This window comes from Paraburkholderia sp. NPDC080076 (assembly GCF_050281145.1).
GTDB lineage: Bacteria > Pseudomonadota > Gammaproteobacteria > Burkholderiales > Burkholderiaceae > Paraburkholderia.
In genome coordinates this window covers 240,399-252,141 of the sequence record NZ_JBNNWQ010000009.1, presented here as the reverse complement: position 1 = coordinate 252,141, position 11,743 = coordinate 240,399, and the positions used below count along the sequence as shown (strand labels likewise).

The window sequence follows — 11,743 nt, the reverse complement described above, 5'->3', positions numbered from 1 at the left end:
GTCTCACGACGGCGCGGCCCGCTTCAGGCTGCCGCCGCCGCGAGCACACCGCATCAGCCGTCATCGCGACCGGTCGCATATCGCCGGCAATGCTCCAGATAGCCGGCAGCATGGCTGCTCACCAATTCCACGATGCCCGTCCACAGCCAACCCGGCGCATCGAGCGTCTTCGAACGGTTTCTGCGTAGCTCGGTGAGCCAGCCCTTGCGCTCGGCGCTATCCATCTGCCGCGCGTGCGCCTTGCCGACCACCATCGCCAGAAAGCGCGCTACCTTCATCGCTTCGTCGCGGGTGAACTGCTCGATGGTCAACTTCATGTCCTGCGGCAGCAGTTCACGAATCACGACGGCGCGCTCCGCCAGACGCGCCGAGCGCATCCGCTCGCCAAGCGAGGGCGACAGATGCCGCGCGCCCTCCACCACCCGCTCCGCGTTATCGCGCGGCATGCGCACGCCGGGATAGCGCGGCGCGGCCGCTTGCGCCGCTTCCTTGATATCGATCAGGCACAAGTCGTCGCCCTCCACCGCCGCGCCGTCGATGTCGAGCAGCACCGCATAGCGCAACCTGCCGAGCGAACTGCAGCCTTTCACCCAGTAGGCGGCGTCGAGCACTTCCACGTCGGCCTCGTCGCCGGTGCCGCGCAGCACGGTGGCGAGCCGCGCCAATGAGCCTTTCTCGAACAACGTCTCGATCTCGCGCCGCTCGCTCTTGGCGAGCGGCCAGAAGCGCGGGCCGAGCGGAATGGTCGGATCGAGATCCTCGATGCGCTCCTCCGCCAGATGACGCCATGAACGGCGCACCGCTTCCCTCATCACCACTCGCACCGCCTCGGGCTTTTCCGCGTGGATGTCGGCGTCGCCCGCGGCGTCGTCGAAGGCGCGCTCGTAACCATCCGCGATCGCTTCCATCATGCGTACCGTCGTCACGCCCGGCAAGTCCGAGCCACGCGCGGCGGTCGCCAATGAGAGGCCGAGGCGAATCAGGTCGTGGGCCGGATTGCCGATCACCGTTTGATCGAGATCGCGAATCTGGATTTCGACGCGCCCTTGCGCGTCGGCAACGGGTCCGAGATTACCGGTATGGCAATCGCCGCAAATCCAGATCGCGGGACCCTCCGGCAAAGCATGGCCTTCGATGCCCTCGAGCCATTCGTAGAACTTGCTGGTGTTGCCGCGTACATAAGCGTGTGCCGAGCGCGCCATTCTGGCGTTGCGGCGCGTGATCAACAACGCCTGGCGCGCATCCGCTTTAGGCAGCTTGTTTCGTGTGATGTTTTTCTTGCTCATTGTGCGGTCCGCTTTTATCGACGTTCAAATTCTGCGTGGCGTCCAGGCCCACAGTGCGCCGGTCGGCGCAGGCGAACAAATGGCGGCAGCAGGATTCGCGCCCGCGTGATGAATGCAGTCTGTAAGCGGCACGCAGCGGCTGGAATCACGCCGGCATCTTCCGCATGAAATGCCTACCTGTGAGCTTCTTTCCGCTATCCGGGGCACTCGGTTCTTCGTCCAGGTAATTCTTGCGAACCCGGTTGCGGACAGGCTTCGGCTAAACCCCATAACCCATGCGTGACGGGTCACCGGCCCGGCGTTGTGGCCTACAATTGTCGCAACCGCGTGTCAGCTATCCGCCGGCGTGCGGTGCACAGCAGAAGATTCATCCCGCCTCCTGCTGAGAGTGCAAGCGCGTCACGCGCGCCGGCAGAGTGGGGACACTTTCATCGACGTGACCTCTGTGGAGCGCAGCATGCCATTTCCGGCACAAGACCACGGCTGCCCCGGCTGGCGCGGGGAGATGGCGCAGCGCATCAGCGCATTCGACTGGGCCGCCACCGGCCTCGGCGCCATTGAAAACTGGCCGCGCAGTCTGACCGCCACGGTCCAGTTGCTGCTCGCCTCGCCGGTGCCGCTGGTGCTGCTGTGGGGCAAGCCCGGCTACATGATCTACAACGACGCCTACGCGATCTTCGCGGGCGGACGCCATCCCTATCTGCTCGGCTGTCCTGTCGAACACGGCTGGCCGGAAGTCGCCGACTTCAACCGGCATGTCATGGCCACCTGTCTCGCGGGCGGCACGCTGTCGTATCGCGACAAGGAGCTGGTGCTGCTGCGCGACGGCAAACCCGAAGACGTGTGGATGGATCTCTACTACAGCCCGGTCGCCGACGACAGCGGCGCGCCGGCCGGCGTGCTGGCGGTGGTCGTCGAAACCACCGCGCGCGTGCTCACCGAACGCTGGCGGCAGCGCGCCGAGGCTGAACTGCACGAGACCAACGAACGGCTGCAACTCGCGCTCAATACCGGCACGGTGCTCGGTACATGGGTGCTGGATGTGCACACGGGCAAGGTCAGCGGCGACGAACGTTTCGCGCGCACCTTTTCCTTTCTGCAGGAGGAAGCCGCAAAGGGCGTCGAGCGCGATGCCGCCATCCAGATGCTTCATCCGGACGATCAGGCGCTCAACGATCAACTGACCGCCGAGGCGATCCGCTCGGGCGAGCCGTTTCGCGCCGAGTTTCGAATCCGCCGGCCCGATGGCGACTATATGTGGGTGCAGGCAAACGGCCAGTGCGAATTCGACGAGCATGGCGAACCGACACGCTTTCCCGGCGTGCTGATCGACATTCACGAACGCAAGATCGCCGAACAGTCGCTGCGCCAGTTGACCGAGACGCTCGAACAGCGCGTCGCCGACGCAGTCGCGGCACGCGCGCTGGCCGAGGAGCAATTGCGCCAGGCGCAGAAGATGGAAGCGATCGGCAGCCTCACGGGCGGCGTCGCGCACGACTTCAACAACGTGCTGCAGGTGATCAACGGCAACCTGCAAATGCTTGCCGCGGACGCCGGCGGCCACCCGGCCACGCTGCGCCGCCTGTCCGCCGCGACGGACGCCGTCAAACGCGGTGCGAAACTGGCCGCGCATCTGCTCGCCTTCGCACGGCGCCAGCCGCTCTCGCCGACCGTGCTGAACCCGCGCCGCCTGCTGCGCGGCATGAGCGAAATGCTGCATCGCGCGCTCGGCGAAACGGTCCGGATCGATACGGTCCTGAGCGACGATCTGTGGAACGTGCAGGTGGATCGCAATCAACTGGAAAACGCGCTGCTCAATCTCGCGATCAACGCGCGCGACGCGATGCAGGCGGACGGCACGCTCACCGTGCGCGCGGCCAACCGGGTGCTGGATGCCGCGTTCTGCCGAGGCAAACCGGAACTCTCTCCGGGCGAATACGTGGTGTTTTCCGTCACCGACACCGGCGCCGGCATGCCGCCCGAGATCCTGCAACGCGCGTTCGAACCGTTCTTCACCACCAAGCCCGACGGCCACGGCACCGGCCTCGGCCTGAGCATGGTGTTCGGCTTCGTCAGGCAAAGCGGCGGTCATACGTTGATCGAAAGCGAAGTAGGACGCGGCACCACCGTCTCGCTGTTTTTCCCGCGCAGTTGCGAAGCCGAAACCTCGGAAACCGTCGACGAGACCGCGGCGCCGAGCGGCGGCGGCGAAACGGTTCTCGTCGTCGAAGACGATGCCGACGTGCGCCTGACCGCCGTCGAAATGCTCGCGCAACTCGGCTACAAAGTGCTGACCGCGTCGAGCGGCGACGCGGCGATCGAGTTCATCGACAGCGATGTGCCGATCGATCTGCTGTTCACGGACGTGGTCATGCCCGGCAAGGTGAAAAGCGTGGAGCTCGCGCAACGTGCCGCGGCGCGCTCGCCCGCGGTGCCGACGCTCTTCACTTCCGGCTATACGCGCGATGAAATCGTCCATCACGGCAAACTCGACGCCGGCATCACGCTGCTCTCGAAGCCGTACCGGCGCGACGATCTTGCCCGCAAGGTGCGGGGCGTGTTGCGTGCCGGCGCGGCCACGCCTGCCGGCGTGTCCTTGTCCGTGTCCGTCGCCGATGGACAGATCGCCGCCTGCGTGCCGCCCGCCGTGTACGACCCAGGCAGAGAGTCCAGGCAGGAAAGCCAGCATTGCGCTACCGAGGCTGCATCCCAAAGGAAGGCCCGGTGGGGGACGGCGCGCTCGCCCGGCACGCCGGCTCGCGTGCTGCTGGTCGAAGACGACGCGGATTCACGCGAAGCATTCAGTGACCTGCTGAACGCCCTGGGCCTCGATTGCACCGCGGTCGCGAGCGCCGAAGAAGCGCTGCCGCTCGTGCCCGCGCAACACTTCGACATCCTGTTTACTGATCTCACGTTGCCGGGCATGTCCGGCGACAGCCTCGCGCGCGCCATGCTGCGCCAGCAGCCGGGTATCCGCGTGCTGCTGGTGTCGGGCTACGGCAAGAGCGCGCAGATCGGCGACGCCATTCCCGGCGCGCGGCTGCTCGGCAAACCGCTCGATATCGCGGAGCTACGGCGCGAACTCGCGGACTGGATCGATCACACCGAAGAAGCGTCCTAGCCGGCGCACGCCAAGCATTCAACCGACTTCGCCGATGGACATTCGCTGCGGCACCGCGGGCTGGACCGACAAGACGCTGATTGCCTGCAAGCGCTTTTATCCGCGCGGCAGCAGTAGCGCTGAAGCACGTCTGCGTTTTTATGCATCGCAGTTCCCGCTCGTCGAAGTCGATTCGGCTTACTACGCAATGCCATCGGCGAGCAATGCGCAATTGTGGTTTGAGCGTACGCCCGAAGGCTTCACCTTCAACTTCAAGGCGTTTCGTCTCTTCACCGGACATCAGACTTCGCCCGACGCGCTGCCGAGAGACATCGCAATGGCGCTGCCGGAAGGCATCACCGGCCCGCGCAAGAAGAACGTCTACTACCGCGACATGCCCGACGACATCCGCGATGAACTGTGGCGGCGCTATCTGGAAGCGCTCGAACCGCTGCGCGTGAGCGGACGACTCGGCGCCGTGCTGTTCCAGTTTGCACCGTGGATCACGCGCGCGCCGGATGGCCTCGCGCTGGTCGAGGAATGCCGGGCGCGCATGGCGGGCTACATGATGGCGGCGGAATTTCGCAATCAGTCGTGGTTCGATGACGAGCATGCGGCCTGGTCGCTCGAGTTTCTGCGCGAGCGGGGCATCGTGCATGTGATCGTCGATGCGCCGCCGGACGTGAGCAACCGCGTACATACCGTGTGGGAGGCGACGAATCCTGAACTCGCGATGGTGCGTCTGCATGGGCGCAACACGCAGACGTGGAGCGCGACAGGCGCGGCGAGCGCCGCGGATCGCTTCGACTATGACTACAACGAAGCGGAACTGACGGAACTGGCCGTCCCGATCCGCGCGATTGCGAGACGGGCAGGACGCACGCATGTCATTTTCAATAATTGCTTCGAGGATCAGGGGCAGCGGAATGCGCGGACGTTGATGGAGATTCTGGGAAATGATTTCCCGTAGCAATCGCGTTGAACACTCCAATGATCGTTTCGCCGCCCACGCGAGGCGCGTCAGTATCTTCCCGATCGAATCCCTTCAGTTTGACCTCATGACGATCGCCGCCAGGCACTGACGCCGCCCCTCAAAACCGGCCCTTGACACCAAGACATCATGACGTCATGATGTCTCACATGGCCACGGACCGCAGCAACCAGCTCCCTCTCTACGCGCAAGTCGAAGCGACCCTCGCCGCACGCATCGCCGACGGCACCTATCCGCCGGGCACCCAGCTACCCAACGAAGCCAGCCTGCTCGCCAGCTTCAACATCAGCCGCACCACCCTGCAGAAGACGGTGCAGAACCTGATCGCGCGCGGCCTGATCGAAATCCGCCGTGGCAAAGGCACCTTCGTCACGCAGCCGCGCCTGACCCAGCCGCTCACCGAACTGAGCGGCTTCGTCGAGGACATGCGCGCGCACGGCCGTCATCCGACCGCCCGGCTGGTCGGCAAACAGATCGAAAAGGCCAGCGAAGCGGTGGCCGGCAAGCTGTCGCTCGCACCCGGCACGCCGGTCGTGCACATCCGGCGCGTGCGCATCGCCGACGGCACCCCGCTCTCGTTCGACGAAACCTGGCTGCCGCAAGACATCGGCGAAAAGATCATGCAAGACGATCTGGAGGCCGAGCCGATCTTTACGCTGCTCGAGCAAAAGTACGGCATGCCTCTGATCGAGGCGGAGTACCGCCTCGAAGCGATCGCCGCCGACAAAGCCGTCGCTCGGGCGCTCGACATCGCGCCCGGCAGCCCGATCTTTCTCATCGAGCGCACCTCGTATGGCGACGGCAACCGTCCCGTCGACTACGAAAAGCTCTACTATCGCGGCGACCAGATCCAGTTCGTGACCCGCCTTGCGCGGCGCAAGCCGCGCGGCCAATGACGGGCACGGCGGCGATGGATCTGCACTACACGTTATGGCTGTTCGCGGTGTCGCTCGGCGCGAGCGCGTTGGGCGGCATGCTCGGCATGGCGAGCGGCATTTTCATCGTGCCGGTCCTGACCATGTTCGGCCACGTCGATATCCACGTCGCGATCGGCGCCAGCATCGTCTCGGTGATCGCCTGTTCGTGCGGCGGCGCCGCGCCCTTCCTGCGCGAACGCCTGACCAACGTCCGGCTCGCGCTCGTGCTGGAAACGGCGACCACGCTCGGCGCGCTGTCGGGCGTGCTGCTGAGCGGGCTGATTCCCGTGCCCGCGCTGTACTTCATTTTCGCCGTGATCCTGCTGTTGTCGGCGCAGCAAATGCTCGCACGGCGTATCGATCCGGCAAGCGCCGCCGCAACCGCCGGCACGCCCCGCGCCAACTCGTGGGGCGCCTCGTTGCGGCTGGATTCGAGCTATCCGGACCGCGCGCTCGGACGCGACGTCGCGTACCGTGTGCAGCGCGTGCCGCTGGGCCTGTCGCTGATGTACGGCGCGGGTCTGATTTCGGCGCTGCTCGGCATCGGCAGCGGCGTGCTCAAGATTCCCGCGATGGATACCGCGCTGCGCCTGCCGATCAAGGTCTCGTCGGCGACCTCCAACTTCATGATCGGCGTGACGGCGGCGGCCAGCGCCGGCGCGTACTTCCTGAGGGGCGAGATCGTGACCGCGATCGCCGGTCCGGTGGCCTTGGGCTCGGTGGCCGGCGCGCTGCTCGGCGCGCGCGTGCTCATGCGCGTCTCCAACGACCGGCTGCGCGTGTTGTTCGTCGCGGTGCTCGCGGCGCTTGCCGTGCAGATGCTGCTCGAAGCCTTCGGCGTTCACCTGTTCGGAGCGTCGGCATGAGCCGCATCGCGCGGGCGGGCGCGCGGCTCGAACACTGGCTGGCAGCGCTGCTGCATTACGGCACGTGGATCGCAACGGGCACGATCGCGCTCGGCCTCGCCATCGCCCTGGCCGCCATGCGGACCACGGGCGCCAGTCATCCGGCATCGGCCGGGATGCCTGTCGTGACTATCGGCATCGCGCTTTTTATCCTGCTGCCGGTAATGCGGCTTATATTGATGTTAGGCGTGTTCCTGCATCAACGGGATTACCGGTTCAGCGCGATCGCCGCACTCGTGCTGGTAATCGTGGCCGCGGGATTGGTGGTCGGCGCGGCGTGAAATGCGCGGCACGCAGGCGCCCTGGTATGATGCCCATCGTGCGCCTTCCGTGGAGTTCGGTTCACCGGTGCTCCTCATGCAGCTTCCTATCGTCACGAGAACCATCATGCCCGTCCAACCCGACAAAGTCCCCGCTGCCAGCGCCACGCCGGACAAGGCCCCGCGCAAGGTGATGCCCATCGCCGCGCGCAATCTTCTGATGGTGGCCGTCGGCATCGTGGTCTTCGCGATCGTGGCGACCGTCGTGCTTTACGGTCCGATTACGTACGGCGACGAGATTCCGAACTTCGGCATCATCCTCATGTTGACCGTGCCGGTGATCGCGGGCGTGGCGTTCCGGGTCGGGCTGGATGCATGGTTCGACCGGAAGTGAGCGAAGAACGCGCAGCAGCGCAACGACGCCTCGCAACGGCCACTTTTAGCGCGTCGGGGCGCTAAGGGGCAACACCACCCACACCTCCAGCCCGCCGCCCTCGCGCGCATGAAACTCCAGACTGCCGCCATGCAGCCGCGCGATCCGCTCGACGATCGCCAGTCCCAAACCGGTGCCGCCGCTATGCGAACGCGCATTGCGGCCACGCTGAAACGGCGCCTTCAGTTGCTCCAGTTCCTGCGCTGAAAGACCTTTGCCGCGATCGCCGACCGCCACATACACCGCCTCGCCCGTCGCCCAGCTTCGCACCGCCAGTCCGGTTCCGCCGTATACGATCGCGTTTTGCATCAGGTTCATCAGCAGCCGCATCATGCTGATCGGCCGGTACGGCACAGCGGGCAAAGTCGCGAGCGACAGATCGAACTCGTGACCCAGCCCCGCGAAATCCCCCGCGAGCCGTTCGACCAAGGCGTTCAGATCGCCGGGCTCCGGCTGCTCGCGCTCGCCGCTGCCCGCGTAATCCATGAACTGCTGCAAGATCGTTTCGATCTGATCCAGATACGATTCGGCGGCGACCACGAAGCTGCTGTCGCTGCCGCTGGGCATCGCCATGGCCATCGAAAGGCGCAGCTTGGTGAGCGGCGTGCGGATGTCATGCGAGATGCCGGCGAGCATCAGCGCGCGCGTCGCCTCGGCTTGCTGCAACGCCTGCGTCATCTGATTGAAGGCGCCGCTCACCGCGGCGATTTCCGTGGGGCCGTCGGTCGGCAATGGTGCGGGCGTTTCGCCGGCGCTCACGCGGCGCGCCGCCCGCGTCAATTCCTGAAGCGGCCGGTTGAGGTGGCGCTGGATCACATAACCGGTCAATGCCGCCAGCGCGCCGAGCCCGAGCGAGAGCACGATCGCGGCGTCGAGTCCGTTGCCCTGCGCGTCTTCGGGAATCGGCAGGGCGATCCAGTACGGCGTTTGCGGAGCGTCGGCCGGCGCGTGCATACGGATCCACAGGCGCTGGCCGCCCACCAATTGCCAGCGTGTCGGCATGTCGGCGGGCAGATGCGCGCGCAGGCTCTGGAGAAAGATGCGGCGCTGATAAACGCGATACGCGCCCATGAAACTCGGCGGCGGCTCGGCGACGGCTTCGTCCGGAACCTGTGCGCGCATGTCGAGGCGCGTCGTCAATTCTCGACGCGTGTTGGGCGGCGTGGCCGCGAGCAGATTGTCGAGTGTGGTCACATAAGTGGCGAACACGGCCGCCGCGCGCTCGACCCGCGGCCGCTGCACATAGTGCAGCAACACGGCGAGCGAGCACACCTGGCTCAGCATCACGAGCGCGATCAGCAGCGCGATATTGCGCGCCAGCAGCGTTCTCGGCAGCAACCTGTGCAGCAGCGGGCGCGTCATGAGTCGACGTCCGCCACCAGCATGTAACCCACGCCCCACACGGTCTTGATGAAGCGCGGCTTGGACGGATCGTCCTCGACGATCTGCCGCAGCCGCAGCACCTGCACGTCGATGCTGCGATCGAGCGCATCGTGCTCGCGGCCCCGCGCGCGCGCGAGCAGATTGTCGCGGCTCACCGGCCGGTTCGGCGACGACGCGAGTGCGACCAGCAGCAGCATCTGCGCCGAGTGAATATCCAGCAACTCGTCCATGCGCGAGAGCTGCTGCTTGGCGACATCGAGCGAAAAATCGCCGAAGCGCACGCTTTGCGACGTCACGGTGACTTCGCCCGAGGCGATCTTCTGGCGGCGCAGCAGCGCGTTGATGCGCGCCACCAGCTCACGCGGCAGGAACGGTTTGGCGAGATAGTCGTCGGCGCCGGTTTCGAGGCCGACCACCCGGTCGAGCGGATCGCCCTTCGCGGTCAGCATCAGGATCGGCAAGGTCTGCCCCTGCTCGCGCAAGCGGGCGCAGATGGCGAGACCGTCCTCTTCGCCGATCATCAGATCGAGCACCAGCAGATCGAATGGTTCGCGCTCCAGGTAGCGGTCCAGACGCTTGCCGTCCTCGGCGACGCGCACGTCGAAGCCGTGCCCGCGCAGAAAGCGCTGCAGCATGTTGCGCAATTCGACTTCGTCGTCGAGCACGATGATTTTGGCGGGGCGATCCATGCGAAGGCTCCTCGGTTCAGGCTAGGCGTCGGGCGGCGTTTTCCGCGCCGCATGCCGCTCGGAAAGGCGCTGCAACAGCACGTAGAACGACGGAATGAACAGCAAAGCGATGCAGGTGGAAGCGAGCATCCCCGAAAATACCGCAATCCCGAGCGAACGGTGCGCGCTGGCACTTCTCCTGATACGACCTCGCGGTCCATTCATAGCCGATACCCGCGGGCAGAATGCGCGCGGCTTTCTGCTCGAACGTCACGATCGCGTCGTCCACCACGATGCCGGCTTCGAGCGCATTCGCTTCGGGTAACTGATAAATGGCGATGCCCGCGGCCGGCTTGCCGACGCTCGCGCAACCGCTGAGCGCCGCACTGATCGATACGCTGATCGACGCGCCGGCGCTGCGCAGATGGCGGGACGTGGCAGGATTCATTGCGCGTTTTTATTGATTTCAGAGGACGGCTGATGGTTCGGCAGGATGGCTCGCGCGCCGGCGGCACACCGCGCCGCGCCACGGTCTCATGGTCCCGCCGATGCTCGCGCGCTTCAGTGCGTTGCCCCGCGTTGCTGCATGAATGCCTCGATCTGCGGCAGGGTGATGTAGCCCGCCTTCTGCGTATCGATCTCATCGAAATGCTTGGCGACCATCGGCATGCCCGCGGCGGCCTGGTCCTTGGTGAGCTTGCCGTCGTGCGTGGCATTGGCATTCGCAAAGCGCGATTGCAACTGCTGCACCATGCGCTCCATGCGCTGCGAGTCGCCGCCTTGAGGCGCGGCTTGAGCGAACGTGACGGTGGATGCGCAGCACAGCAACACGATAGCGATCAACTTCTTCATGACTGACTCCTTCGATTGAGCCATCGAGCGTCGCCTGCCGTTTGCCGCGATCCGTTTCGATGACAGGCCGAATTCTTGGGGAAGCGTCGCCTGAAGGCAACTTCAGAATCATGTCGACTTATGTCATGGCTTGCGTGACCGCGTCACAAGCCGCCACGCTTGCCGCCACCGCAAATGCAGCATGCGCTCCATACACACACGCAAGCCGCAACACCACCTCGGCGTGACATGGAATGAAATGAGTTTGCGATGCCGTTTTCACGGCGCTTTGCGTATCTTTCGTCTGCCGGCGCCATCAGCGCCTCGTCGCAACGGCTGAGCTCTCACGTCACCCGAGCCAGCCGGCCCGCCTCTTCATCCGAAGACGCATCGCACCGCTCAACGCATCAGGAGTACCAATTGACTATTCGCCTCGTTTGCGCCTCAACTGTCACCGCCATCGGCCTCGCCTGTTCGTCGACGGCGTTCGCCCGCGTGGTCGTCTATATGCCCGCCGCCGTGATCTACGCACCGCCGCCGCGCCCGGTCTACTACTCCGTGCCGGTCAATCCCGTGTATGTGGTGGCGCCCCCGCCGGTTCCCCTTCCCGTGGCCGTTCCGGTCGCGGCAACGGTGACGGCGCCGAAGCCCGTTCCCCTGTACACCACCGTCGTCGTACCCGCGCCAACCAACTACGCGATCGTGCCCGCCCCCGCGGTGACCTACGCCCAGCCCGTCATGATGATGCCGCGTTAGGCGCGCTCAGCGTCTTGTCAGCCGATGTGCTGGTTACAACAAAAGCCGCTGAACCAGCATAGGACATGCTGTTGGGGAGAACGCCTGGCGAATTCCCGTTGTCCTGAAGCATGTCCGGCGACGCGATGCGGAGCGCGAGTCCGTGTTGCAAAACTCCGAACGGACCCTTGGAATAAAGCGGTGGGTTTCACGGTTCTAGAGGAAGGCCAAATG

At 65.3% G+C, this 11,743-nt stretch carries 12 protein-coding genes; 7 read left to right on the top strand and 5 right to left on the bottom strand.

The window, feature by feature from the left end; translation table 11 throughout:
- Positions 1-53: 53 nt before the first annotated feature.
- Complete coding sequence (locus ACQKRQ_RS30995; protein ID WP_408314749.1) at positions 54-1,286, bottom strand: DUF2252 domain-containing protein; 1,233 nt, start codon at positions 1,284-1,286, stop codon at positions 54-56.
- A 457-nt stretch (positions 1,287-1,743) separates the two neighbouring features.
- Between ACQKRQ_RS30995 and ACQKRQ_RS30990 the strand changes: the two genes are divergently transcribed.
- From ACQKRQ_RS30990 to ACQKRQ_RS30965, 6 genes are all read left to right on the top strand, one after another.
- Positions 1,744-4,407 (top strand): response regulator, encoded by a 2,664-nt coding sequence (locus ACQKRQ_RS30990; protein WP_427481318.1) that lies wholly within the window; start codon positions 1,744-1,746, stop codon positions 4,405-4,407.
- 34 nt (positions 4,408-4,441) lie between these two features.
- A complete protein-coding gene (locus ACQKRQ_RS30985; protein WP_132382490.1) occupies positions 4,442-5,356 on the top strand; it encodes a DUF72 domain-containing protein in 915 nt (304 codons plus the stop codon).
- Between the two features lie 170 nt (positions 5,357-5,526).
- Positions 5,527-6,273: a GntR family transcriptional regulator gene (locus tag ACQKRQ_RS30980; RefSeq protein ID WP_427481317.1), complete on the top strand. Its 747-nt coding sequence runs from the start codon at positions 5,527-5,529 to the stop codon at positions 6,271-6,273.
- 14 nt (positions 6,274-6,287) lie between these two features.
- Complete coding sequence (locus ACQKRQ_RS30975) at positions 6,288-7,160, top strand: sulfite exporter TauE/SafE family protein (protein ID WP_427481406.1); 873 nt, start codon at positions 6,288-6,290, stop codon at positions 7,158-7,160.
- A complete protein-coding gene (locus tag ACQKRQ_RS30970) occupies positions 7,157-7,480 on the top strand; it encodes a DUF1634 domain-containing protein (RefSeq protein WP_427481316.1) in 324 nt (107 codons plus the stop codon). Before ACQKRQ_RS30975 ends, ACQKRQ_RS30970 begins: the two co-directional genes overlap by 4 nt.
- Before the next feature lie 106 nt (positions 7,481-7,586).
- Positions 7,587-7,853 carry a hypothetical protein gene (locus ACQKRQ_RS30965; RefSeq protein ID WP_132382485.1) on the top strand — a complete coding sequence of 89 codons (267 nt, stop codon included), beginning with the start codon at positions 7,587-7,589 and terminating at the stop codon, positions 7,851-7,853.
- A 45-nt stretch (positions 7,854-7,898) separates the two neighbouring features.
- Here ACQKRQ_RS30965 and ACQKRQ_RS30960 read toward each other — a convergent pair whose 3' ends face one another.
- The 4 genes from ACQKRQ_RS30960 to ACQKRQ_RS30945 form a co-directional block, all read right to left on the bottom strand.
- The gene (locus tag ACQKRQ_RS30960) at positions 7,899-9,254 is read right to left on the bottom strand and encodes an ATP-binding protein (protein WP_408281724.1); all 1,356 of its coding nucleotides are present in this window, start codon (positions 9,252-9,254) and stop codon (positions 7,899-7,901) included.
- Positions 9,251-9,964 (bottom strand): response regulator, encoded by a 714-nt coding sequence (locus ACQKRQ_RS30955; RefSeq protein ID WP_427481315.1) that lies wholly within the window; start codon positions 9,962-9,964, stop codon positions 9,251-9,253. Before ACQKRQ_RS30955 ends, ACQKRQ_RS30960 begins: the two co-directional genes overlap by 4 nt.
- 16 nt (positions 9,965-9,980) lie before the next feature.
- The gene (locus tag ACQKRQ_RS30950; protein ID WP_427481314.1) at positions 9,981-10,391 is read right to left on the bottom strand and encodes a hypothetical protein; all 411 of its coding nucleotides are present in this window, start codon (positions 10,389-10,391) and stop codon (positions 9,981-9,983) included.
- 113 nt (positions 10,392-10,504) lie between these two features.
- Complete coding sequence (locus ACQKRQ_RS30945) at positions 10,505-10,795, bottom strand: EF-hand domain-containing protein (RefSeq protein WP_132382480.1); 291 nt, start codon at positions 10,793-10,795, stop codon at positions 10,505-10,507.
- A gap of 399 nt (positions 10,796-11,194) precedes the next feature.
- On the opposite strand from ACQKRQ_RS30945, the gene ACQKRQ_RS30940 reads away from it, so the two are divergent.
- Positions 11,195-11,530 (top strand): hypothetical protein, encoded by a 336-nt coding sequence (locus ACQKRQ_RS30940; RefSeq protein ID WP_132383280.1) that lies wholly within the window; start codon positions 11,195-11,197, stop codon positions 11,528-11,530.
- The last annotated feature ends 213 nt before the right edge of the window (positions 11,531-11,743 follow it).

Coding starts and splice junctions, on each gene's coding strand:
- ACQKRQ_RS30950 (WP_427481314.1), bottom strand. CDS start 10,391: ATGAATCCTGCCACGTCCCGCCATCTGCGCAGCGCCGGCGCGTCGATC.
- ACQKRQ_RS30990 (WP_427481318.1), top strand. CDS start 1,744: ATGCCATTTCCGGCACAAGACCACGGCTGCCCCGGCTGGCGCGGGGAG.
- ACQKRQ_RS30975 (WP_427481406.1), top strand. CDS start 6,288: ATGGATCTGCACTACACGTTATGGCTGTTCGCGGTGTCGCTCGGCGCG.
- ACQKRQ_RS30955 (WP_427481315.1), bottom strand. CDS start 9,964: ATGGATCGCCCCGCCAAAATCATCGTGCTCGACGACGAAGTCGAATTG.
- ACQKRQ_RS30965 (WP_132382485.1), top strand. CDS start 7,587: ATGCCCGTCCAACCCGACAAAGTCCCCGCTGCCAGCGCCACGCCGGAC.
- ACQKRQ_RS30985 (WP_132382490.1), top strand. CDS start 4,442: ATGGACATTCGCTGCGGCACCGCGGGCTGGACCGACAAGACGCTGATT.
- ACQKRQ_RS30995 (WP_408314749.1), bottom strand. CDS start 1,286: ATGAGCAAGAAAAACATCACACGAAACAAGCTGCCTAAAGCGGATGCG.
- ACQKRQ_RS30970 (WP_427481316.1), top strand. CDS start 7,157: ATGAGCCGCATCGCGCGGGCGGGCGCGCGGCTCGAACACTGGCTGGCA.
- ACQKRQ_RS30945 (WP_132382480.1), bottom strand. CDS start 10,795: ATGAAGAAGTTGATCGCTATCGTGTTGCTGTGCTGCGCATCCACCGTC.
- ACQKRQ_RS30980 (WP_427481317.1), top strand. CDS start 5,527: ATGGCCACGGACCGCAGCAACCAGCTCCCTCTCTACGCGCAAGTCGAA.
- ACQKRQ_RS30960 (WP_408281724.1), bottom strand. CDS start 9,254: ATGACGCGCCCGCTGCTGCACAGGTTGCTGCCGAGAACGCTGCTGGCG.